General features: G+C 58.6%; 22 protein-coding genes. 16 read left to right on the top strand and 6 right to left on the bottom strand.

Annotation, left to right across the window (positions count from 1 at the left end):
* Positions 1-160 precede the first annotated feature (160 nt).
* From lpdA to ACA052_RS20730, 6 genes are all read left to right on the top strand, one after another.
* Positions 161-1,597 carry a dihydrolipoyl dehydrogenase gene (gene lpdA, locus ACA052_RS20755; protein WP_497646571.1) on the top strand — a complete coding sequence of 479 codons (1,437 nt, stop codon included), beginning with the start codon at positions 161-163 and terminating at the stop codon, positions 1,595-1,597.
* Positions 1,598-1,793: 196 nt separating this feature from the next.
* Positions 1,794-2,960, top strand: a complete 1,167-nt coding sequence (gene sucC / locus ACA052_RS20750) for an ADP-forming succinate--CoA ligase subunit beta (RefSeq protein ID WP_008148602.1) — start codon at positions 1,794-1,796, stop codon at positions 2,958-2,960.
* Entirely contained in the window at positions 2,960-3,841 is an 882-nt protein-coding gene (gene sucD / locus ACA052_RS20745; protein WP_003210566.1) for a succinate--CoA ligase subunit alpha, read from the top strand. Before sucC ends, sucD begins: the two co-directional genes overlap by 1 nt.
* A 374-nt stretch (positions 3,842-4,215) precedes the next feature.
* Positions 4,216-5,529, top strand: coding sequence for a branched-chain amino acid transport system II carrier protein (gene brnQ, locus ACA052_RS20740; RefSeq protein WP_497646570.1), 1,314 nt, complete (start codon positions 4,216-4,218; stop codon positions 5,527-5,529).
* A 250-nt stretch (positions 5,530-5,779) separates the two neighbouring features.
* The gene (locus ACA052_RS20735; protein ID WP_497646569.1) at positions 5,780-6,517 is read left to right on the top strand and encodes a DUF599 domain-containing protein; all 738 of its coding nucleotides are present in this window, start codon (positions 5,780-5,782) and stop codon (positions 6,515-6,517) included.
* Positions 6,517-6,918 carry an MAPEG family protein gene (locus ACA052_RS20730; RefSeq protein WP_497646568.1) on the top strand — a complete coding sequence of 134 codons (402 nt, stop codon included), beginning with the start codon at positions 6,517-6,519 and terminating at the stop codon, positions 6,916-6,918. Before ACA052_RS20735 ends, ACA052_RS20730 begins: the two co-directional genes overlap by 1 nt.
* Positions 6,919-6,985: 67 nt before the next feature.
* Here the strand turns inward: ACA052_RS20730 and ACA052_RS20725 are convergent, their stop codons facing one another.
* The gene (locus ACA052_RS20725) at positions 6,986-7,219 is read right to left on the bottom strand and encodes a hypothetical protein (protein ID WP_497646567.1); all 234 of its coding nucleotides are present in this window, start codon (positions 7,217-7,219) and stop codon (positions 6,986-6,988) included.
* A gap of 158 nt (positions 7,220-7,377) precedes the next feature.
* Here ACA052_RS20725 and ACA052_RS20720 point away from each other — a divergent pair, with 158 nt between their 5' ends.
* From ACA052_RS20720 to ACA052_RS20705, 4 genes are all read left to right on the top strand, one after another.
* Positions 7,378-7,854 (top strand): PaaI family thioesterase, encoded by a 477-nt coding sequence (locus ACA052_RS20720; RefSeq protein WP_497646566.1) that lies wholly within the window; start codon positions 7,378-7,380, stop codon positions 7,852-7,854.
* A complete protein-coding gene (locus ACA052_RS20715; protein WP_497646565.1) occupies positions 7,851-8,318 on the top strand; it encodes a PaaI family thioesterase in 468 nt (155 codons plus the stop codon). The genes ACA052_RS20720 and ACA052_RS20715 overlap by 4 nt, the downstream gene beginning before the upstream one ends.
* 62 nt (positions 8,319-8,380) lie before the next feature.
* On the top strand, positions 8,381-10,285 hold the full coding sequence (gene htpG, locus ACA052_RS20710) for a molecular chaperone HtpG (protein ID WP_497646564.1): 1,905 nt from the start codon (positions 8,381-8,383) through the stop codon (positions 10,283-10,285).
* A gap of 66 nt (positions 10,286-10,351) precedes the next feature.
* Positions 10,352-11,080, top strand: a complete 729-nt coding sequence (locus ACA052_RS20705; protein ID WP_497646563.1) for a dienelactone hydrolase family protein — start codon at positions 10,352-10,354, stop codon at positions 11,078-11,080.
* Between the two features lie 92 nt (positions 11,081-11,172).
* Here ACA052_RS20705 and ACA052_RS20700 read toward each other — a convergent pair whose 3' ends face one another.
* Both ACA052_RS20700 and ACA052_RS20695 read right to left on the bottom strand, forming a co-directional pair.
* Positions 11,173-12,033: a pirin family protein gene (locus ACA052_RS20700; RefSeq protein ID WP_497646562.1), complete on the bottom strand. Its 861-nt coding sequence runs from the start codon at positions 12,031-12,033 to the stop codon at positions 11,173-11,175.
* 61 nt (positions 12,034-12,094) lie between these two features.
* Positions 12,095-12,511: an OsmC family protein gene (locus ACA052_RS20695; RefSeq protein ID WP_497646561.1), complete on the bottom strand. Its 417-nt coding sequence runs from the start codon at positions 12,509-12,511 to the stop codon at positions 12,095-12,097.
* Positions 12,512-12,580: 69 nt separating this feature from the next.
* Between ACA052_RS20695 and ACA052_RS20690 the strand changes: the two genes are divergently transcribed.
* Genes ACA052_RS20690 through ACA052_RS20680 form a run of 3 tightly spaced genes read left to right on the top strand, consistent with a single transcriptional unit; the run spans position 12,581 to position 15,332 of the window.
* Positions 12,581-12,727 (top strand): hypothetical protein, encoded by a 147-nt coding sequence (locus tag ACA052_RS20690; RefSeq protein ID WP_497646560.1) that lies wholly within the window; start codon positions 12,581-12,583, stop codon positions 12,725-12,727.
* A 53-nt stretch (positions 12,728-12,780) separates the two neighbouring features.
* Positions 12,781-14,157 (top strand): pyridoxal-phosphate dependent enzyme, encoded by a 1,377-nt coding sequence (locus ACA052_RS20685; protein ID WP_497646559.1) that lies wholly within the window; start codon positions 12,781-12,783, stop codon positions 14,155-14,157.
* Positions 14,154-15,332, top strand: coding sequence for a trans-sulfuration enzyme family protein (locus ACA052_RS20680; RefSeq protein ID WP_497646558.1), 1,179 nt, complete (start codon positions 14,154-14,156; stop codon positions 15,330-15,332). Before ACA052_RS20685 ends, ACA052_RS20680 begins: the two co-directional genes overlap by 4 nt.
* A gap of 65 nt (positions 15,333-15,397) precedes the next feature.
* On the opposite strand, the gene ACA052_RS20675 is transcribed toward ACA052_RS20680, so the two are convergent.
* From ACA052_RS20675 to purM, 3 genes are read right to left on the bottom strand one after another with little or no spacing between them, the layout of a single operon-like run.
* Positions 15,398-16,111 carry a DUF3108 domain-containing protein gene (locus ACA052_RS20675; RefSeq protein ID WP_497646557.1) on the bottom strand — a complete coding sequence of 238 codons (714 nt, stop codon included), beginning with the start codon at positions 16,109-16,111 and terminating at the stop codon, positions 15,398-15,400.
* An 8-nt stretch (positions 16,112-16,119) separates the two neighbouring features.
* Positions 16,120-16,770 carry a phosphoribosylglycinamide formyltransferase gene (gene purN, locus ACA052_RS20670; RefSeq protein WP_497646556.1) on the bottom strand — a complete coding sequence of 217 codons (651 nt, stop codon included), beginning with the start codon at positions 16,768-16,770 and terminating at the stop codon, positions 16,120-16,122.
* Positions 16,770-17,828 carry a phosphoribosylformylglycinamidine cyclo-ligase gene (gene purM, locus ACA052_RS20665; protein WP_008148639.1) on the bottom strand — a complete coding sequence of 353 codons (1,059 nt, stop codon included), beginning with the start codon at positions 17,826-17,828 and terminating at the stop codon, positions 16,770-16,772. Before purM ends, purN begins: the two co-directional genes overlap by 1 nt.
* Positions 17,829-18,211: 383 nt before the next feature.
* Here purM and ACA052_RS20660 point away from each other — a divergent pair, with 383 nt between their 5' ends.
* The 3 genes from ACA052_RS20660 to hda all read left to right on the top strand — a co-directional run bounded on the left by ACA052_RS20660 (position 18,212) and on the right by hda (position 21,314).
* On the top strand, positions 18,212-19,267 hold the full coding sequence (locus ACA052_RS20660; protein WP_497646555.1) for a DUF2066 domain-containing protein: 1,056 nt from the start codon (positions 18,212-18,214) through the stop codon (positions 19,265-19,267).
* A gap of 38 nt (positions 19,268-19,305) precedes the next feature.
* A complete protein-coding gene (locus tag ACA052_RS20655; protein ID WP_497646554.1) occupies positions 19,306-20,379 on the top strand; it encodes an AI-2E family transporter in 1,074 nt (357 codons plus the stop codon).
* A gap of 230 nt (positions 20,380-20,609) precedes the next feature.
* Positions 20,610-21,314: a DnaA regulatory inactivator Hda gene (gene hda, locus ACA052_RS20650; RefSeq protein WP_157713295.1), complete on the top strand. Its 705-nt coding sequence runs from the start codon at positions 20,610-20,612 to the stop codon at positions 21,312-21,314.
* Positions 21,315-21,318: the final 4 nt, after the last annotated feature.

Raw genomic sequence — 21,318 nt, 5'->3', positions numbered from 1 at the left:
GCAGCAGCAAGCCTCAAGCTACAAGCTGAAAGAAGCAGCTTGGTTTGAGGTTTGTCGCATCGCATACGGCCACGAGCTGCAAGCTACAGGTTGCAAGGTAAATGCAGCTTGGCTTGCCGCTTGAAGCTTGAAGCTTGAAGCTAAAAGAGGATTCTTTTACATGTCGCAGAAATTTGACGTAGTAGTGATCGGCGCAGGCCCTGGCGGCTACGTGGCTGCCATTAAAGCAGCCCAGTTGGGCCTCACCACTGCCTGCATCGAGAAGTACACCGACAAGGAAGGCAAACTGGCCCTTGGCGGTACTTGCCTGAACGTCGGCTGCATTCCATCCAAGGCGCTGCTGGACAGCTCCTGGAAGTACAAGGAAGCCAAAGAAGGCTTCGCTATCCACGGTATCAATCACGCTGGCGTGACCATGGATGTGGCAGCAATGGTTGGCCGTAAAGCCAACATCGTCAAAGGCCTGACCTCTGGCGTCGCCACCCTGTTCAAAGCCAACGGTGTGACCTCCATTGAAGGTCACGGCAAGCTGCTGGCCGGCAAGAAAGTTGAAGTCACCAAGCCTGACGGTTCGGTAGAAATCATCGAAGCCGAAAACGTGATTCTGGCGCCAGGCTCGCGTCCGATCGACATTCCGCCGGCTCCGGTCGACCAGAATGTGATCGTCGATTCGACGGGTGCGCTGGAGTTCCAGACCGTACCCAAGCGTCTGGGCGTGATCGGCGCTGGCGTGATCGGTCTGGAACTGGGTTCGGTCTGGTCCCGTCTGGGCGCCGAAGTGACCGTTCTCGAAGCGCTGGACACCTTCCTGATGGCGGCTGACGCTGCTGTTTCCAAGGAAGCGCTGAAAACCCTGACCAAACAAGGTCTGGACATCAAGCTGGGCGCTCGCGTCACCGGTTCCAAAGTGAACGGTGACGAAGTCGTTGTGAACTACACCGATGCCAATGGCGAACAGAACATCACTTTCGACAAACTGATCGTAGCCGTTGGTCGCCGTCCGGTGACCACTGATCTGCTGTCCGCTGATTGCGGCGTGACCCTCGACGAGCGCGGTTTTGTGCACGTTGACGATCACTGCGCTACCACCGTACCGGGCGTTTACGCCATCGGTGACGTGGTTCGCGGCATGATGCTGGCACACAAGGCCTCGGAAGAGGGCATCATGGTTGTCGAGCGCATCAAGGGCCACAAAGCCCAGATGAACTATGACTTGATCCCGTCTGTTATTTATACTCACCCGGAAATCGCGTGGGTCGGTAAAACCGAGCAGGCCTTGAAAGCGGAAGGCGTTGAAGTTAACGTCGGCACTTTCCCGTTCGCAGCCAGTGGCCGTGCCATGGCAGCCAACGATACCGGCGGTTTCGTGAAAGTCATTGCCGATGCCAAGACAGATCGCGTACTGGGCGTCCACGTGATTGGCCCGAGCGCTGCAGAACTGGTTCAGCAGGGCGCGATCGGTATGGAATTCGGCACCAGCGCTGAAGACCTGGGCATGATGGTTTTCTCCCATCCGACCCTGTCCGAAGCCTTGCACGAAGCAGCTCTGGCTGTGAATGGCGGCGCCATCCACATCGCCAACCGCAAGAAGCGTTAAGACAATAAGAAACCACGGCGGTATAGCCCGTCGTGAGCCTTGCACGCAAGACTCACCGCGGAAAATCCGCTGGACGCAGTCTTGCGTAGCTGCACCGGTTGTCCGGAAAGGCTACGCAAGCAGCAGTCACAGGTGGTGCGGCACTTGAACAAGTGCAGCACCGAATGCGCAGTACCTAACGAAGACGGTAATAAGCATGAATCTTCACGAGTATCAGGGTAAGCAGCTGTTCGCTGAGTACGGCCTGCCAGTATCCCAGGGTTTCGCCGTAGACACCCCGGAAGCAGCAGCAGAAGCTTGCGACAAAATCGGTGGCACCGAGTGGGTTGTCAAAGCCCAGGTCCACGCTGGTGGTCGCGGTAAAGCGGGCGGCGTAAAGCTGGTTCGCAGCAAAGAAGACGCTAAGGCCTTCGCACAGCAGTGGCTGGGCAAGCGTCTGGTGACTTACCAGACTGACGCCAATGGTCAGCCAGTCACCAAGATCCTGGTTGAATCGTGCACTGATATCGCTAAAGAGCTGTACCTGGGCGCTGTCGTTGACCGTTCGAGCCGTCGCATCGTGTTCATGGCTTCCACCGAAGGTGGCGTGGACATCGAGAAAATCGCTCACGATACCCCTGAGAAAATCCTCAAGGCTACTATCGATCCACTGGTTGGCGCTCAGCCATTCCAGGGTCGCGAGCTGGCATTCCAGCTGGGCCTGGAAGGCAAGCAAGTTGCTCAGTTCGCCAAGATCTTCGTAGGTCTGGCCAAGCTGTTCAAGGATCACGACCTGGCTCTGCTGGAAGTGAACCCGCTGGTGATCAAGGCTGACGGCGATCTGCATTGCCTCGATGCCAAGATCAACATCGACGCCAACGCCATGTACCGTCAGCCTAAGCTGAAGACTTTCCACGATCCGTCGCAAGACGATCCGCGCGAAGCGCACGCTGCCAAGTTCGAACTGAACTACGTAGCGCTGGAAGGCAACATCGGTTGCATGGTCAACGGTGCTGGCCTGGCCATGGGTACCATGGACATCGTCAACCTGCATGGCGGCAAACCAGCCAACTTCCTCGACGTGGGCGGCGGTGCTACCAAAGAACGCGTTACCGAAGCATTCAAGATCATCCTGTCCGACACTAACGTCGCTGCAGTATTGGTCAACATCTTCGGCGGCATCGTTCGCTGCGACATGATTGCCGAAGGCATCATCGGCGCTGTGAAAGAAGTCGGCGTGAAAATCCCGGTTGTTGTTCGCCTTGAAGGCAACAACGCTGAGCTGGGCGCTAAAGTACTGGCAGAAAGCGGTTTGAACATCATCGCTGCTACCAGCCTGACCGACGCTGCTCAACAAGTCGTTAAAGCTGCGGAGGGCAAATAATGAGCGTCCTGATCAATAAAGACACCAAAGTTATCTGCCAGGGTATTACCGGTTCGCAAGGTAGTTTCCACACCCAGCAAGCCATCGAATACGGCACCAAGATGGTGGGTGGTGTAACTCCTGGTAAAGGCGGTACCGAACACCTGGGCCTGCCAGTGTTCAACACCGTGAAAGATGCTGTAGCTGCCACTGGCGCCACCGCCAGCGTGATCTACGTTCCAGCTCCTTTCTGCAAGGATTCCATCCTGGAAGCAGCATTCGGCGGCATCAAGCTGATCGTTTGCATCACTGAGGGCATTCCTACCCTGGATATGCTGGATGCCAAGGTCAAGTGCGACGAGCTGGGCGTAGTCCTGATCGGTCCTAACTGCCCAGGCGTGATCACTCCAGGCGAATGCAAGATCGGCATCATGCCAGGTCACATTCACTTGCCAGGCAAGGTCGGTATCGTTTCCCGTTCCGGCACCCTGACCTACGAAGCTGTGAAGCAGACTACTGACGCCGGTTTCGGTCAGTCGACTTGCGTCGGCATCGGCGGTGACCCGATCCCAGGCTCGAACTTCATCGATATCCTGAAGCTGTTCCAGGAAGACCCGAAGACCGAAGCGATCGTCATGATCGGCGAGATCGGCGGTTCGGCTGAAGAAGAAGCGGCTGCCTACATCAAGGCACACGTGACCAAGCCGGTTGTTTCCTACATCGCTGGTGTGACTGCCCCTGCGGGCAAGCGCATGGGCCATGCTGGCGCAATCATCTCTGGCGGCAAAGGCACTGCAGACGAGAAGTTTGCTGCCCTGGAAGACGCAGGCGTTAAAACCGTGCGTTCGCTGGCAGACATCGGCAAGGCTTTGTCCGAGCTGACCGGTTGGGCTGTCAAGTAAGCCACGCGCTTAGCTGACGCTTCACCAAACAAAGGCCACCTTCGGGTGGCCTTTGTTGTTTCCAAAGATCAAAAGATCGCAGCCTTCGGCAGCTCCTACATAGAGCGCATTCCCCTGTAGGAGCTGCCGAAGGCTGCGATCTTTTGATCTTTTAATACGTAAACGCGACAAAGAAGTGTCGCAGATCGGATAGTTCGCCCCCTAACAGTGCGTTTATTGCCCAAATTCGTTAGGCTAGCCGCCATTTTTGCGTCCGCAGCCCACAAGGCCGCCGCGCGCTAAACGGGTCAGTCCTATACGGACCGACAGCATTTCCCTCACCCAATAGGGAAATCCATCTCTAAATTCCGATTCAGTAGTGTGGTATTTCCTTAATGAAAGTGTTGAAAGGCCAGGACATCCTGGCACTTGGTTTTATGACGTTTGCCCTGTTTGTCGGGGCTGGCAACATTATCTTCCCGCCTATCGTCGGTTTGCAGTCCGGGCCTCATGTCTGGATGGCGGCGCTGGGCTTTCTGATCACCGCGGTCGGTCTGCCGGTGATCACCGTGGTTGCCCTGGCCAAGGTCGGCGGCGCCATGGATGCCTTGAGCAGCCCGATCGGCAAAGTCGCCGGTGGCCTGCTGGCCGCCGCGTGCTATCTCGCCGTGGGCCCGCTGTTCGCGACACCACGCACGGCGACCGTGTCCTTCGAAGTGGGTCTCGCGCCGTTGACCGGTGAAAGTCCGCTGGCGTTGTTTCTCTATAGCTCGGTGTATTTCCTGCTGGTGTTCTTCATCTCGCTCTACCCGGGCCGTTTGCTGGATACCGTAGGACGTTTTCTTGCACCGCTGAAGATCATCGCCCTGGCTGCACTGGGTATCGCCGCGTTTGCCTTGCCGGCTGGCGACATCGGCGTAGCCACCCCGGAATACGTGGCAGCACCGTTTTCCCAAGGCTTCATTAATGGTTACCTGACCATGGATACCCTGGGCGCACTGGTGTTCGGCATCGTTATCGTCAACGCGATCCGCTCCCGTGGCGTGGACTCGCCAGCGCTGATCACCCGTTACGCGATCATTGCCGGATTGATTGCCGGTGTCGGCCTGGCGCTCGTCTATGTCAGCCTGTTCCGCCTGGGTTCGGGCAGCCATGAAGTGGCGGCCGGTGCTACCAACGGCGCGGCGGTATTGCACGCTTACGTGCAGCACACCTTCGGTTCCCTGGGCAGCGGTTTCCTTGCTGTGCTGATTTCCCTGGCTTGCCTGGTAACAGCGGTCGGCCTGACCTGTGCGTGCGCCGAGTACTTCAGTCGCGTGCTGCCACTGTCCTACAAAACGTTGGTCATTATCCTCGCCGTGTTCTCCCTGCTGGTGTCCAACCTGGGCCTCACCAAGCTGATTGCCTTCTCGATCCCGGTACTGACGGCGATTTACCCGCCGTGCATCGCCTTGGTGGCTTTGAGCTTCTGCAAAGACTTCTGGCATGAGCAGGGCCGCATTGTCGGTCCGGTGATGCTGGTGTCGTTCATCTTTGGTTTGATTGATGCTCTAAAGGGCGCAGGCCTGGCAGGCTGGATGCCGACAGAGCTTTCCCACCTGCCACTGAGCGAGCAGGGCCTGGCGTGGCTGGTGCCGTCGGTCATGACGCTGGTGGTCGCGGTGGCCTGCGACCGTCTGCTGGGCAAGCGCGAAGAAGCCCTGGCTTAAGCCGCTGCAAGGCCCGTCACGAGCGGGACTCGAGCACACATGGAAATGCCCCGTATCAATCGATACGGGGCATTTTTTATGGGCATGAGGCAGTGTCTTTTTCCTTGAACTAACGTCGAACCACTCGTAGGAGCGAGGCTTGCCCGCGAAGAGGGAATAACATTCAGCCTATTAGTAGACTGACACACCGTCTTCGCGGGCAAGCCTCGCTCCTACAGTTTCACCATCGCCAATACATCAAAGGACCTGCATGTCGTTCATCCACGCCAACCTGATCCATCTCCTCGCCGCACTCTGGTTCGTCATCTGCTGGGGCGGTTACACCCGTTATGCCTCATGGAAAGGCCGCGACACCGCGTGCCTGGCCAGCGTGCTGCACTTGTACCGCGAAGACTGGATGCGCCGCATGCTGCTGCGCGATAACCGTATTGCCGACGCCAGCGTGATCGGCAACCTGGAGCGCAACGCCTCGTTCTTCGCCTCAAGCACCCTGATTATCCTGGCCGGTATTCTCACCGTCCTCGGTGCATCCGAAAGGGCCGTCTCGTTGTTGGCAGACATTCCGATGGTGCAACAGGCGTCCCAGGGGATGTCGGAAATCAAATTGCTGTGCCTGGCGCTGGTGTTTGTCTATGCGTTCTTCACGTTCAGCTGGTGTATGCGTCAGTACAACTTCGCCGCCATTCTGGTGGGCTCGGCGCCGATGGTCGGCGAGCGCCATGTTTCCGAACAGGAGCGTAAGGCTTTCGCGGCCCGTGCGGCCCGAGTTATCTCCATGGCCGCCAACCAGTTCAACTTCGGCCTGCGGTCCTACTATTTCGGTATGACCATGCTGGCCTGGTTCGTCAGTCCCTGGTTGTTCATGTTGATGAGTACCGGGGTGGTGCTGGTGTTGTATCGACGGGAGTTTCATTCCGACGTTCTCGACGTGATGGTCTATACCCCTACAGAGGCGCCATTGCCCGAAGCCAACAAAGAGGTTGCTTGATGAGTATTCCGTTCTGGTGCGTGTTTATCAGTGCCTTGCTGATCTATGTGGCTCGCATGCCAGTGGCCAAGGCCATGAAAGAGCAGGGCGGTTACAACAATCATTTGCCACGTCAGCAACAGGCGCAACTAACCGGCTTGGGTGCCCGTGCGGTGGCGGCACATCAGAACTGTTTTGAAGCATTCATATTGTTTGCGGTGGGGGTCTTGATGGCGCACACCACGCAGACGGCGGGATGGCTGATTGATACGCTGGCAATCATCTTTGTGATGACACGCGTCATTTACTTACTGTGCTATTGGGGTGATCTCGCCTGGCAGCGGAGTCTGGTGTGGTTTATCGGTCTGGTGTGTTCGTTGCTATTGATGATTAGTCCGACTTTTAGAGCTTTTTTACTGTAACTGCACAAACTGACAGGCAAAAGAAAACCCGCATTTGGCGGGTTTTCTTATCGCACTAAAAACTGTTTTAGTTTTTAGGTGCTTCTTTCGCAGCGGCTTCGTTCGATTCTGCCTGAGCTTTGGCAGCATCGGCGTTTTCTTTCGCTGCGTCGTTCACTTTATCCTGAGCTTTATTCATGTCTTGCTGAGCTTGCTCAGCATGTTTGTCGGCTTCTTGAGCTTTGTCCTCGGATTTTTTATCGCAGGCTGCGAGACCGAGGGAAGCGGTCAACATCAAGGCAATAGCTAAAGTCTTACGCATGGGGTGTTTCTCCTTATGGAAAATATCTACTGGCCTTTCGAGCACAGCCCATAGCGTTAAGTTCCTCAATTCGTTCAGATATATAAGATTATTCCTACGGGAACTTTTGCTGAATACGCCTAGTGCGATGTCCGAATATTATGAAGAGTCTTTAACAAATGGCCGAAAACCCCGTTTTTGAGCGTGCGACGCGATTTATGTCGGCGTTGCGACATTGTCAGGTGCTCGGGCTGCGGCTTCACAGCGTCAGCAGTGAGGGCCTGACCGTCATGCTGCCGTACAGCCCACAAATCGTCGGCAATCCGCAAACCGGTGTGATCCACGGTGGCGCGCTGACCACACTGATGGACACGGCTTGCGGCATGTCCACCCTCTGCGTCTTGCCGGAATTCGAGGTCTGTCCGACCCTCGACCTGCGTATCGACTACATGCACGCTGCCGAACCCGATAAAGATGTCTATGGTTTCGCCCAGTGCTACCGGGTGACGACTGATGTGATATTCACCCGGGGTTTTGCCTATCAGGATGATCCCCTGCAACCCATCGCCCATGTGGTGGGCACCTTCATGCGCATGGGCACGGCCATCAAAGGCACCAAAGGTTTTGGCGGCGTCATCGCCGGAGGTGCGAAATGACCGACTTCAAGTCGCAACTGCAACGCGCGCATGAACAGGGAGACTACGCTTCGCTGTTGCAGCTGCTTCCCTACGCCAAGCTGATCGGTATCGAATGTTCCCGGGTCGGGGATGAATTGCTGTTTCGCCTCCCGGCCAACAAAGACAACATTGGTAACCCTTTATTGCCGGCGATTCATGGCGGTGTGATCGCCGGATTCATGGAACTGTCTGCTGCGCTGCACTTGCTGATTTGCACCGGTTCGCCGGGTATCCCGAAGATCATCGACTTCTCGCTCGACTACCTGCGCGCCGGGCAGTTTCGCGATACGTGGGCGCGCTGTCAGGTTTGTCGCCAGGGCCGTCGGGTGGCCAACGTCGCCATTACGGCCTGGCAAACCACCGAAGCCGAACCCATTGCCACGGCCCGGGCACATTTCAAAATTGAAGAGCCCTTGAAATCCGAGTCACAGCCCCAACCTTGATGACATCCCGCCGCTAACCCTTTCGGGCGCGGCCACTGCCATCCAATTGGAGTTTGATGACCATGAGCGTGGAAACTCAAAAGGAAACCCTGGGCTTCCAGACCGAGGTGAAGCAACTGCTGCACCTCATGATCCATTCGCTGTATTCCAACAAGGAAATTTTCCTTCGCGAATTGATCTCGAACGCCTCTGATGCTGTCGACAAATTACGCTTCGAAGCCCTGTCCAAGCCTGAACTGCTGGAAGGTGGCGCCGAACTGAAAATCCGTGTGAGCTTCGACAAGGACGCCAAGACCGTCACCCTCGAAGACAACGGCATCGGCATGAGCCGTGAAGATGCGATTACCCACCTGGGGACTATCGCCAAATCCGGCACCGCCGATTTCATGAAACACCTCTCTGGCGATCAGAAAAAAGACTCGCACCTGATCGGTCAATTCGGTGTCGGTTTCTACTCCGCGTTCATCGTCGCCGATAAAGTTGACGTGTTCAGTCGCCGTGCCGGTGCTGCCGCCAGCGAAGGCGTGCATTGGTCGTCCAAAGGCGAGGGTGACTTCGAAGTCGCCACCGTTGAGAAAGCCGAACGCGGCACCCGTATCGTCCTGCACCTGAAGTCGGGTGAAGACGAGTTTGCCGATGGCTGGCGCCTGCGCAATATCATCAAGAAGTACTCCGACCACATCGCTTTGCCGATCGAGTTGCCGAAAGAAGTGGCAGCCGCTGAAGGCGAGGAAAAACCTGCCGTTGAATGGGAAACCGTCAACCGCGCCAGTGCCCTGTGGACCCGTCCGCGTACCGAGATCAAGGACGAGGAATACCAGGAGTTCTACAAACACATCGCTCACGACCATCAGAACCCGCTGAGCTGGAGCCACAACAAGGTCGAAGGCAAGCTCGAATACAGCTCGCTGCTGTACGTGCCGCCCCGTGCTCCGTTCGACTTGTACCAGCGTGAAGCGCCGAAAGGCCTGAAGCTGTACGTGCAGCGCGTGTTCGTCATGGACCAGGCCGAGTCGTTCCTGCCGCTGTATCTGCGCTTTATCAAGGGTGTGGTTGATTCCAACGACCTGTCGCTGAACGTGTCGCGGGAAATCCTGCAGAAAGACCCGATCATCGACTCCATGAAATCGGCGCTGACCAAGCGTGTGCTGGACATGCTGGAAAAACTGGCGAAGAACGAGCCTGAGCAATACAAAGGTTTCTGGAAGAACTTCGGTCAGGTCATGAAAGAAGGCCCGGCAGAAGACTTCGCCAACAAAGAGAAAATCGCCGGCCTGCTGCGCTTCGCGTCCACCCAGGGCGAGGAAGGCGAGCAAGTCGTGGGTCTGGCCGAATACCTGGCTCGCGCCAAGGAAGGTCAGGACAAGATTTACTACCTGACCGGCGAAACCTACGCCCAAGTCAAAAACAGCCCGCACCTGGAAGTCTTCCGCAAGAAAGGCATCGAAGTGTTGCTGCTGACCGATCGTATCGATGAGTGGCTGATGAGCTACCTCAGCGACTTCGATGGCAAGAGCTTTGTCGACGTGGCACGCGGTGACCTGGACCTGGGCAACCTGGACTCGGAAGAGGACAAGAAAGCCGCGGAAGAAGTCGCCAAGTCCAAAGAAGGACTGGTTGAACGCCTGAAAACAGCACTGGGCGACTCCGTTGCCGAAGTGCGGGTTTCCCACCGTCTGACCGATTCCCCGGCGATTCTGGCCATCGGCGAGCAGGACCTGGGCATGCAGATGCGTCAGATCCTGGAAGCCAGCGGTCAGAAGGTTCCGGATTCGAAGCCTATCTTCGAATTCAACCCGGCTCACCCGCTGATCGAGAAGCTCGACAACGAGCAGAGCGACGAGCGCTTCGGCGACCTGTCGCACATTCTCTTCGATCAGGCAGCCCTGGCTGCCGGCGACAGCTTGAAGGACCCGGCCGCGTATGTGCGCCGCCTCAACAAGCTGCTGGTTGAACTGTCGGCTTAACTGCGTTGTACAAAAACCCGCTTCGGCGGGTTTTTTCATTCTGGTGTCTTTTACTGGGAGTTAGTCATGAGTCAAATCAAGGTTCGTTCGGTTGCTTATCAGATTGATGGCCAGTCTTATGAAAGCCGTCTGGCGTTCGATGCCGACCACCAAGGCCCGCGTCCGGGTCTGTTGATGGCGCCGAACTGGATGGGCATCAGCGCCGGTGCCGAGGAGATCGCCAAGTCGGTGGCGTCCAAGGGTTACGTGGTGTTGATCGCGGACGTCTATGGCCAATCGGTTCGTCCTCAGAACGGTGACGAGGCGGGCGCGGCGATGATGCCGCTGAAGAATGACCGCGCGTTGCTGCGCAAGCGCTTGCAAGCGGCATTCGCGCAACTGCAGAGCCAGGGCGAGGCGGCGGTCGATCCCTCGAAACTGGCGACGTTCGGTTTCTGCTTCGGCGGTTGCTGTGCCCTGGACCTGGTGCGCACGGGTGCACCCGTGAAAGCGGCCGTGTCGTTTCACGGAAGCCTGGACTCACCGAATCCGGCCGATGCCAAGAACATCAAAGGCTCGGTGCTGGTGCTGCATGGCGCTGCCGATCCATTGGTGCCGAAAGAGCAACTGCCAGCGTTTGAAGATGAGATGAATGCGGCGGGTGTGGATTGGCAGTTGCTGAGCTATGGCGGTGCGGTGCATTCGTTTACTGACCCGCATGCGAATGTGCCGGGCAAGATGATGTATGACGCGAAGACGGCCGCTCGGGCGTTTACATCGATGCATAACTTGCTGGATGAAGTGTTTAAAGGCTGATAGTTCCTAAGATCAAAAGATCGCAGCCTGCGGCAGCTCCTACACGGACCCATGTAGGAGCTGCCGCAGGCTGCGATCTTTTGACTTTGCATCTAAGGCAGTTCAATCCGCTCGATTTCCCCTGGCACCGTCGGCCAATCCCCAGCCGCCCAGCGCCGACGCGCTTCATCGATCACCGTCGGATCGCTCGCCACGAAATTCCAGTTGATTCGCCGTGGCCCGTCCAGTGGCGCACCGCCAAACAACACCGCATGACAGTCGCTCTCGGCGAACAAGGTCATCTCTTCGCCGGTCGGTAAAACCACCAGCGAATTCAATTCCAGCGGTTCGCCCTCAAGCTGCGCTTCGCCACTCAACACATACAGCGCCCGTTCCTCATGTTCGGCGGGAATCAGCAATGTCGTCGCCGTTTGCAGGTTCAATTCCGCGTACAACGTAGGAGAAAGCACCGGCACCGGCGATTCCAGACAAAAGCCTGAGCCCGCAATCATGCGGATTTTCACCCCCAGGTTATCGCTGACCGGCAGTGTGGCGGCCGGGTGATGGCTGTAATGGCCCGGGCCTGTTTCATGAGCCTTTGGCGAAGCCAGCCAAATCTGCAAGCCGTGCATCGTGAATCCGCTGTTCTTCAACGCCTCCGGGGTGCGTTCGACGTGGGCAATTGCGCTGCCCGCCGTCATCCAGCTGACATCACCGGCTTCCACCACCTGATCGGAGCCGAGGCTGTCCTTATGCTGGATCTGCCCCTGAAACAGGTAGGTGAGGGTGGAGAGGCCGATGTGCGGGTGCTGACGAATGTTCATGCCTTTACCCGCCGGATAGCGGGTTTCGAGCATGTGATCAAAAAACACAAAAGGCCCGACGCTGCGGCATTTGGCCGACGGCAGTGGGCGAAGAATCGGTTGGCCTTCGACATCTTCGGCGCGAGGGCGGATCACGAGCGGAGTGTTCATGGTGCATTCCAGGCTGAGCGGGTGACGCATGGAGCATAACCCGCTTGTGCAGCCCTTGCCGCTACTGGCTGAAGGCGCCTTCGGCCAGGTGGGTTTCGATACTGACTTCGGTGGTGGTCATCAGTTTGTGGACCGGGCAGCGGTCCGCCACGCGATGCAGCTCTTCACGCTCGGCGTCGGTGAGCACGCCCTTGAGCGTCAGTTTGACGTGCAGCGCATATTTGCCCTTTTGCTCTTCGCTGTTGTCGCGTTTGACCTCGACCGTCACGCCCGTCAGCGGGATGTTTTTCTTCTTGGCGTACATTTTCAGGGTCAATGCTTTGCAAGCACCGAGGGCGGCGTCGAAGTAATCATGGGGCTCCGGTGCCGAACCTTCGCCACCGACGGATTGAGGTACATCGGCGAAGAGTTCGTGCTCATCGATCTGCACGCTGTGACGAAAACCTTCGCTGGAGATGGTATTGACGGTGACTGACATGGAAAAACCTCGCAGGCAGTAGGAAAGTCATTCGATCAAAAAAGACCTTGAAGTTATAGAGCATTCCTCGTGACGGGCGTTCCACTATTTGCACCGGGGTCTCTGATTACGCCGAATCGTTATGGCGATGCGACCGGTTGGCTGCGCATGGTTGCGGGTGGCGCGATCCCGGCCTATGGTCCAAGCGACGCATTGCTGGCGACTGGCGCGCGATGATTCGCCGCAGGTTGCTGTCCATCCAGCGGGGTTTCCCGCATTAAGGTGACGACATGCCGAACGACTCCCGTCCTGCCGTGCTTGAACTGATCGGAAACACGCCGCTGGTCCGCGTCAGCCGCTTCGATACCGGTCCGTGCACGCTGTTCCTCAAGCTCGAATCACAGAACCCCGGCGGATCGATCAAGGACCGCATCGGCCTGGCAATGATCGACGCCGCCGAGCGCGATGGCCGTCTGCGCCCCGGTGGCACCATCGTCGAAGCCACCGCCGGCAACACCGGGCTCGGCCTGGCCCTGGTCGGTCGTGCCAAGGGCTACCGGGTGGTGTTGGTGGTGCCGGACAAGATGTCCACCGAGAAGGTCTTGCACTTGAAGGCCATGGGCGCCGAGGTGCACATCACCCGTTCCGACGTCGGCAAGGGCCATCCCGATTACTATCAGGACGTCGCGGCGCGGCTTGCGCAGGAAATTCCCGACGCTTTCTTTGCCGATCAATTCAACAACCCGGCCAACCCGCTGGCCCACGAGTGCAGCACCGCGCCGGAGATCTGGGCGCAGACTCAACACGATCTGGATGCCATCGTCGTCGGCGTCGGCTCGGCCGGCACGCTCACCGGGTTGACCCGTTTCTTCAAACGCGTGCAGCCAAACCTGGAAATGGTGCTGGCCGATCCAATCGGGTCGGTAATGGCCGAATACAGCCGCAGCGGCAACCTCATTACGCCCGGTTCGTGGGCGGTGGAGGGCATCGGTGAAGACTTCATTCCATCAATTGCCGATCTCTCAAGTGTGCGCCACGCCTATTCGATCAGTGACGAGGAAAGCTTCGATCATGCCCGCCAACTGCTGCGCGCCGAGGGTATTCTCGGCGGCTCCTCTACGGGCACCTTGCTGGCGGCGGCCTTGCGCTACTGCCGCGAGCAGCCCGAGCCGAAGCGCGTGGTCAGCTTTGTTTGCGACACCGGCACTCGCTACCTGTCGAAGGTGTACAACGACCAATGGATGAACGATCAGGGTTTGCTTGCGCGTAAGCCGTATGGCGATCTGCGTGACGTGATCGCGCGGCGTTTCGAAGATGGCCGGGTGGTCAGCGTAGGCCCGGACGACACGCTGCTCACAGCCTTCCAGCGCATGCGCCTGGCGGACGTCTCGCAACTGCCGGTGCTGGCGGACGGGCAGCGGCTGGTCGGCGTGATCGACGAGTCCGATATTTTGCTGGGCATGCAGGAAGGCGCGTCGAATTTCCGCCTGACCGTGGCCAGCGCAATGACTGACAAGCTGCAAACCCTGCCGCCCGGTGCCAGCCTGGCCGAACTACGGGCCGAGCTCGACCGTGGGCTGGTGGCGATCATCGCCGACGCCTCAGGCTTCCATGGCTTGGTTACTCGAGTCGACATGCTCAATCATTTACGGAGATCCCTTACATGAGTCAGCACGATGAAAATGCGCCGCCACGGGGTTTCGCCACCCGTGTCATCCATGCCGGACAGACGCCGGACCCCACCACCGGGGCGCTGATGCCACCGATTTACGCCAATTCCACTTACTTGCAGCAGAGCCCTGGTGTGCACAAGGGTTTCGACTACGGGCGCTCGCACAATCCAACACGTTTTGCGCTGGAGCGTTGTGTGGCCGACCTCGAGGGCGGCACGCAGGCGTTCGCCTTCGCTTCCGGGCTGGCGACTATCTCGACCGTGCTTGAGCTGCTCGATACCGGCTCGCACATTGTTTCCGGCAATGACCTGTACGGCGGCACCTTCCGCTTGTTCGACAAAGTGCGTCGGCGCAGTGCCGGGCATCGCTTCACCTTTGTCGATCTGACTGACCTGTCGGCCTTCGAGGCGGCGCTACAGGACGACACGCGCATGGTCTGTGTCGAGACGCCAAGCAATCCCTTGTTGCGCCTGACCGACCTCGCCGCCATTGCGCGTATCTGCCGCGACCGAGGCATCATCTGCGTGGCCGACAACACCTTTGCCAGCCCGTGGATCCAGCGTCCCCTGGAGCTGGGCTTCGATATCGTGGTGCATTCGACGACCAAGTACCTGAACGGCCACTCCGACGTCATCGGCGGCATCGCGGTGGTCGGGCAGAACGCGGAACTGGCCGAGCGCCTGGGCTTCTTGCAGAACGCGGTCGGCGCTATCGCCGGGCCATTCGACGCCTTCCTCACGCTACGTGGCGTGAAGACGCTGGCGCTGCGCATGGAGCGCCACTGCAGCAATGCGCTGGAGCTGGCGCAATGGCTGGAGCGTCAACCGCAAGTGGCGCGTGTCTACTACCCGGGCCTGCCGTCACACCCGCAGCACGAACTGGCGCGGCAGCAGATGCGCGGTTTCGGCGGGATGATTTCTCTCGACCTGAACAGTGACCTGGCGGGCGCCAAGCGTTTCCTGGAGAGCATGCAGATCTTTGCCCTGGCCGAGAGCCTGGGCGGGGTGGAAAGCCTGATCGAGCACCCGGCGATCATGACCCACGCCACAATCCCGGCAGACACCCGCGCCGAGCTGGGCATTGGCGATGCGCTGGTGCGATTGTCTGTAGGTGTCGAGGATGTGGAAGACCTGCGCGCCGACCTGGCTCAGGGCCTGGCGCGGATCTGACAATACATTAGGCATAAAAAAATCCGGAATCCTCATCGGATTCCGGATTTTCGTGTCGACCCGGATCAGCTGCCTTTGACAGCCTTGCCGTTGACCGTACCGTCGAGGAGCATGATGTTGTACTCCTTGCCGTCGGTTTCAACCTGTTGCAGGCGAACCAGCAAGTAATCCCAGTCCTTGGCGAACCACAGCACGGTGATGCGCTTGCTTTGTGTGGGGTCGCGCACGCGCTCGACCTTGATTGCCTCAATCTGGCCAGCCTTGGTGTCGACCTTCTCCGAACCCAGCACGCGGAAGTCATAGGTATCGACTTCGCCATCATCGACGACCTGATAGCTCATGCTTTTCTTGCCGGCCGCGACGTCATGCTGCAGCGCAAGTTGATAGGTGGACTTGTCGACCATGCCGCGATTCAGCGGGATCTTGACCGGGTCACCACGATCGGTGCCGGTGACCATTTTGGTGGTCCAGTCGAAATCCAGATCGGCTTTCTTGGCTTTGCCCAAGCCGCCACGTTCGAAGTGATAGGACTGTGGCAGCAGTGTGTCCTTGTCGAGGGTCAGGGTGCTTTCCTCGGACAGGCTGGCAATCATCATCGACGCCTTGAAGCTGAGTTTCCAGACGCCGTTGGCTTGCTTGGTCAGGCTGCGTTCAGCCGTGCCGCTCATCGGCAGTTGTTTCCAGTCGGCGGTGTAGCTGGCGGAGAAGGGTTGAAGTTCTGCAGCCTGCGCAAAGGGCAGGGCGAGCAGAGCGCAAGCGAAGAGCAGGGCGCGACGCATAAAATCTCCTAGGTTCGAATCAAGTGGCCGCTGGCCGCGAGTATCTGGCCATCCAGTAAAGCACCTTGTTCACCGAGTGATAAACGACCTTCGGCAAACCAGCGTATGGCCATCGGGTAGATCAGGTGTTCCTGAGCGTGAACCCGCTGCGCCAGACTCTGCGGCGAATCCTGCAACTCTACCGGTATTACTGCCTGTACGACCAGTGGTCCGCCATCGAGTTCCTCGGTGACGAAATGCACGGAGCAGCCGTGCTCGGTGTCGCCGGCCTCCAAAGCGCGCTGATGAGTGTGTAACCCTTTGTATTTGGGCAACAGCGAGGGATGGATGTTGAGCAGGCGCCCCTGATAGTGGCGCACGAAGTCTGCGCTGAGAATGCGCATGAAACCGGCCAGTACCACGAGTTTTGGATTGAACGCGTCGATCAGTTCGATCAGCGCGGCATCGAAGGCTTCGCGGCCTTCGAACGCCTTGTGATCCAGGGAGCGGGTGTCGATACCTGCGTCCCTGGCGCGTTGCAGACCGTAGGCGTCGGCGCGGTTGGAAATCACCGCAGCGATGCGGACCGGGCTGTCGCCGGTCCGCGTGCTGTCGATCAAGGCCTGCAAGTTACTGCCGGTGCCAGACAACAGCACCACGACATCACAGGTGACGGACATTAGTGCGCCTTAAGGTTCTTCAGTTCGACCTGAGCCGCGCCTTCGGCAGCGGTGGAGATCTGGCCGATGACCCAAGGCTGCTCGCCGGCTTCGCGCAATACGTTCAACGCGGTTTCAACGTGCTCTTGAGCCACGCAGATGACCATGCCGACGCCGCAGTTCAGCACGCGGTGCATTTCGTTTTCGTCGACGTTGCCTTTCTCTTGCAGCCAGTCGAACACCGCAGGGCGGGTCCAGCTCGCCACGTCAACCACCGCTTGTGCGCCTTTTGGCAGCACGCGCGGGATGTTGTCCAGCAGGCCACCACCGGTGATGTGGGCCATGGCTTTGACCGCGCCGGTTTCCTTGATCAGTTTGAGCAGCGGCTTCACGTAGATACGGGTCGGGGCCATCAACAGGTCGGTCAGCGGCTTGCCGTCGAGCTGGATGTTTTCGATGTCTGCACCGGACACTTCGATGATCTTGCGGATCAGCGAGTAGCCGTTGGAGTGCGGGCCGGAAGACGGCAGGGCGAGCAATGCGTCACCGGCAGCGACTTTGGAACCGTCGATGATTTCGGATTTTTCCACGACGCCAACACAGAAGCCGGCCAGGTCGTAGTCTTCGCCTTCGTACATGCCAGGCATTTCAGCGGTTTCGCCGCCGACCAGGGAGCAGCCGGACAGTTCACAGCCAGCGCCGATGCCGGTCACGACCTGGGTCGCGGTTTCGACGTTCAGTTTGCCGGTGGCGTAGTAGTCGAGGAAGAACAGCGGCTCGGCGCCACAGACCACCAGATCGTTGACGCACATGGCCACCAGGTCGATGCCGATGCTGTCGTGCTTGTTCAGGTTCAGTGCCAGGCGCAGTTTGGTGCCGACGCCGTCAGTACCAGAAACCAGCACAGGCTGCTTGTAGCCGGCCGGGATTTCGCAGAGGGCGCCGAAACCGCCCAGGCCGCCCATGACTTCCGGGCGCGCAGTGCGCTTGGCGACGCTCTTGATGCGTTCGACCAATGCTTCACCGGCGTCGATGTCTACACCGGCGTCCTTGTAGCTCAGGGAGGGTTGCTTGCTCATGATCCAGGCCTTTAGGGGGGATTCAGGGGTAACGACCGAGTCCAGTGGGACCGCCGAAACAGACGAAGGCGAGTGCCATGCGCGAATTTCAGGGTGCCCGGCTGTTGCCGGTCTGCGAAGGCGCGCGATTTTATCAGGCTTGAGGGGCAGCGGCCATCCTCACGCCGACGGCAGGGGCATATCGCATTAAAAAAATTGATATTGCGCGTTTTGGTGGGGTCTTACATGGCTGTATAAGGTATCGCTATTAACCGTCTATCGTTAGGACAGTGCGAAAACTTAGTTGGATCGTGGTGAATGTTTTGCGCAGGGATGTGGTCACAGCCTTGCCCGATCTTCTTCATGCGGTCTGTTCCAGCCGCTCTTGTCGTCAGGAATCCTCCATGCGTTTTTGTAAATTCTTGTTTGTGGGTTGTTTGTCTCTTTTCAGCCTGGCGAGTCATGCCGAAACCGTCAAAGGCCTTTATCAAGTTCGCGAGCCCGTCAGCAGCCAGACCCAGGAGGAGCGCGATCAAGCGACGCAGCGCGCGTTGGATACCCTGGTGCTGCGCCTGACCGGCGACCCCAAGGCTGCGCAAAACCCGGGGCTGGCGGCGGTGCGCAAAGATCCGCAACAAATCATTAGTCAATACGGCTTTGAGGCCGGCCCGCCGGAAGTGCTGAAAGTCGATTTCGACCCGGCGACCACCGAGCAGGCGCTGCGGCGCGCCGGGCTGTCGCTGTGGGGCGCCAATCGGCCGTCGATCCTCGGCTGGTGGCTGAACGACTCCACCGAGGGCTCGAGCCTGGTGGGCGATGGCCAGGCCAGTGCTGCACCGTTGCGTCGCGCGGCACAACACCGGGGCTTGCCGTTGCGTCTGCCGTTGGCGGACTTGAGTGAACAGCTGGTAGCGACGGCGCCGAATCTTGAAGGTACGGACGCAACACCCCTGCGCGCAGCGTCGGAACGATACAACGCGGATGCCTTGCTGGCGGTGCATGCCCATGAAGAGGGTGGCCAATGGCAAGCCAAGTGGCATTTGTTTCTGGGCGATCAGAAGGAAGCGGGGAGTGTGCAGGGCGCGGATCAGGCCGCCGTCGCCGATGCGGTGATGCTGGCGGTCAGTGAGCGCCTGGCACCGCGATTTGTGGTCAAGGCGGGTGTTTCGGGCGAGCAGTTGCTGGAAGTGCAAGGCATGAACCTGGAGCACTACGCGGCGCTCGGGCGTTTGTTGGAACCGTTTGGTGCGCGCCTGCAAAGCGTCGATGGCGACCGCATTCTCTATCGGGTCAATGGCAGTGCCGAACAGTTGCGGGCGCAGTTGTCGCTGGCGAAATTGCAGGAGGTCCCGGCCGGTCAGGCACCGGCGCCAACGGCTCCGGTTCAGCCGGCCGAGGGTTCGGCACCGGTTGTAGCGCCAGCTCCGGCGCCTGTGCCGCAGTTGCGATTCCGTTGGTAAGGTTTTCTTTCTTTATATAGATGCATAGGGAGTTGTACATGGCCGATACGCGGCGTTGGTTCTGGTTGGGTGGGGTTGTCCTGCTCTGCGCGTTTGTCTGGCTGTTGCATCCAATCTTGACGCCGTTCCTGGTGGCGCTGCTGTTGGCCTATCTGTTCGATCCGCTGGTGGATCGGCTGGAAAAGGCCGGGTTATCGCGGACCTGGGGCGTGATCGCGGTGTTTGCACTGTTCGCGCTGATCTTCACGACATTGCTGCTGGTGTTGGTGCCGATGCTCGCCAGGCAGCTTTTTCGTCTGTACGAGTTGGCGCCGCAGATGCTCGACTGGTTGCAACACACCGCGTTGCCGTGGGCGCAATCGAAATTCGGGCTGTCGGATAATTTCTGGAAGTTCGACAAGTTGAAGGCTGCGATCAGTGAACACATGGGCCAGACCAGTGACATTGTCGGCGTGGTGCTTAGCCAGGCAACGGCTTCCGGGCTGGCATTGATCGGCTGGCTGGCGAATCTGGTGCTGATTCCGGTGGTGAGTTTCTACTTGCTACGGGATTGGGACGTCATGATGGCCAAGGTCCGCAGCCTGCTGCCCCGTGATCGCGAAGAGCGCGTGGTTTCCCTGGCGGGGGAATGCCATGAAGTGCTCGGGGCGTTTGTCCGCGGGCAGTTACTGGTGATGCTGGCGTTGGGTGTGATCTACGCGGCGGGCTTGATGCTGGTCGGATTGGAGTTGGGGCTGTTGATTGGCCTGATTGCCGGTCTGGCGGCGATCGTGCCCTACATGGGGTTTGTGATTGGCATTGGCGCGGCGTTGATTGCCGGCCTGTTTCAGTTTGGTGGCGACTTGTATCCCATGATCGGCATCGTCGCGGTGTTCATGATCGGCCAGGCGCTGGAAGGCATGGTGCTGACGCCATTGCTGGTGGGCGACCGGATCGGTCTACATCCTGTGGCGGTGATTTTTGCGATTCTGGCGGGCGGTGAACTGTTCGGGTTTACCGGCGTATTGCTGGCGCTGCCGGTGGCGGCGGTCATCATGGTGCTGGTGCGTCATGTGCATGATTTGTATAAAGATTCTGATATGTACAGTGGCGTCGACGAACCGGAACTGTAAGAACGGTCGATGACCCTTGGCGGGCAGCCTGGTTTGATGCCAGGTGAGCCCGCTTCCTTCGCGCAGCTGTCACATGCGCCGCCAAAGAAACTGTCATAAAACCAGTGCGTTAACGCAAACCTTTGATTTTGCTTGTGGTCTGTCGCATTGTGCGGGCAGCTTCACGGGTATAAACTTCGCAAACTTTACACAGAGGCCACTAACGGTTCCGTTGGAACTGTTCAGTCAGCATGAAACCGATTCAGCTGCCCCTAGGTGTGCGTCTGCGTGATGACGCTACCTTTATCAACTACTACCCAGGCGCCAATGCCGCAGCACTCGGCTATGTCGAGCGGCTATGCGAAGCCGACGCCGGCTGGACCGAAAGCCTGATTTATCTCTGGGGCAAGGACGGGGTAGGGCGTACCCACTTGTTGCAGGCCGCTTGCCTGCGCTTTGAACAGTTGGGGGAGCCGGCGGTGTACCTGCCGTTGGCCGAGTTGCTGGATCGCGGCACCGAAATTCTCGATAACCTCGAACAATACGAACTGGTCTGCCTGGATGATCTGCAGGCGGTAGCCGGGCGTGCGGATTGGGAAGAGGCGCTGTTCCATCTGTTCAATCGTTTACGTGATAGCGGTCGACGCCTTCTGATCGCTGCGTCGACCTCCCCGCGTGAATTGCCGGTGAAGCTGGCGGACCTGAAATCCCGTCTCACACTGGCACTGATCTTCCAGATGCGCCCGCTTTCCGACGAAGACAAATTACGTGCATTGCAACTGCGCGCGTCGCGTCGCGGCCTGCACCTGACCGATGAAGTCGGGCATTTTATCCTGACCCGTGGCACTCGCAGCATGAGCGCACTTTTCGAGCTGCTCGAGCGTCTCGATCAGGCCTCACTTCAAGCCCAGCGCAAGCTGACCATTCCGTTTCTAAAAGAGACGCTGGGCTGGTAAAACC

It is taken from the genome of Pseudomonas sp. LBUM1644 (assembly GCF_059716195.1).
The sequence above is the reverse complement of the archived record's forward strand: the minus strand, read 5'-3'. Positions and strand labels throughout refer to the sequence as shown.

What these genes read in the sequence shown, in the direction of transcription:
- lpdA (WP_497646571.1), top strand. Translation starts at nt 161, where the DNA reads ATGTCGCAGAAATTTGACGTAGTAGTGATCGGCGCAGGCCCTGGCGGC.
- sucC (WP_008148602.1), top strand. Translation starts at nt 1,794, where the DNA reads ATGAATCTTCACGAGTATCAGGGTAAGCAGCTGTTCGCTGAGTACGGC.
- sucD (WP_003210566.1), top strand. Translation starts at nt 2,960, where the DNA reads ATGAGCGTCCTGATCAATAAAGACACCAAAGTTATCTGCCAGGGTATT.
- brnQ (WP_497646570.1), top strand. Translation starts at nt 4,216, where the DNA reads ATGAAAGTGTTGAAAGGCCAGGACATCCTGGCACTTGGTTTTATGACG.
- ACA052_RS20735 (WP_497646569.1), top strand. Translation starts at nt 5,780, where the DNA reads ATGTCGTTCATCCACGCCAACCTGATCCATCTCCTCGCCGCACTCTGG.
- ACA052_RS20730 (WP_497646568.1), top strand. Translation starts at nt 6,517, where the DNA reads ATGAGTATTCCGTTCTGGTGCGTGTTTATCAGTGCCTTGCTGATCTAT.
- ACA052_RS20725 (WP_497646567.1), bottom strand. Translation starts at nt 7,219, where the DNA reads ATGCGTAAGACTTTAGCTATTGCCTTGATGTTGACCGCTTCCCTCGGT.
- ACA052_RS20720 (WP_497646566.1), top strand. Translation starts at nt 7,378, where the DNA reads ATGGCCGAAAACCCCGTTTTTGAGCGTGCGACGCGATTTATGTCGGCG.
- ACA052_RS20715 (WP_497646565.1), top strand. Translation starts at nt 7,851, where the DNA reads ATGACCGACTTCAAGTCGCAACTGCAACGCGCGCATGAACAGGGAGAC.
- htpG (WP_497646564.1), top strand. Translation starts at nt 8,381, where the DNA reads ATGAGCGTGGAAACTCAAAAGGAAACCCTGGGCTTCCAGACCGAGGTG.
- ACA052_RS20705 (WP_497646563.1), top strand. Translation starts at nt 10,352, where the DNA reads ATGAGTCAAATCAAGGTTCGTTCGGTTGCTTATCAGATTGATGGCCAG.
- ACA052_RS20700 (WP_497646562.1), bottom strand. Translation starts at nt 12,033, where the DNA reads ATGAACACTCCGCTCGTGATCCGCCCTCGCGCCGAAGATGTCGAAGGC.
- ACA052_RS20695 (WP_497646561.1), bottom strand. Translation starts at nt 12,511, where the DNA reads ATGTCAGTCACCGTCAATACCATCTCCAGCGAAGGTTTTCGTCACAGC.
- ACA052_RS20685 (WP_497646559.1), top strand. Translation starts at nt 12,781, where the DNA reads ATGCCGAACGACTCCCGTCCTGCCGTGCTTGAACTGATCGGAAACACG.
- ACA052_RS20680 (WP_497646558.1), top strand. Translation starts at nt 14,154, where the DNA reads ATGAGTCAGCACGATGAAAATGCGCCGCCACGGGGTTTCGCCACCCGT.
- ACA052_RS20675 (WP_497646557.1), bottom strand. Translation starts at nt 16,111, where the DNA reads ATGCGTCGCGCCCTGCTCTTCGCTTGCGCTCTGCTCGCCCTGCCCTTT.
- purN (WP_497646556.1), bottom strand. Translation starts at nt 16,770, where the DNA reads ATGTCCGTCACCTGTGATGTCGTGGTGCTGTTGTCTGGCACCGGCAGT.
- purM (WP_008148639.1), bottom strand. Translation starts at nt 17,828, where the DNA reads ATGAGCAAGCAACCCTCCCTGAGCTACAAGGACGCCGGTGTAGACATC.
- ACA052_RS20660 (WP_497646555.1), top strand. Translation starts at nt 18,212, where the DNA reads ATGCGTTTTTGTAAATTCTTGTTTGTGGGTTGTTTGTCTCTTTTCAGC.
- ACA052_RS20655 (WP_497646554.1), top strand. Translation starts at nt 19,306, where the DNA reads ATGGCCGATACGCGGCGTTGGTTCTGGTTGGGTGGGGTTGTCCTGCTC.
- hda (WP_157713295.1), top strand. Translation starts at nt 20,610, where the DNA reads ATGAAACCGATTCAGCTGCCCCTAGGTGTGCGTCTGCGTGATGACGCT.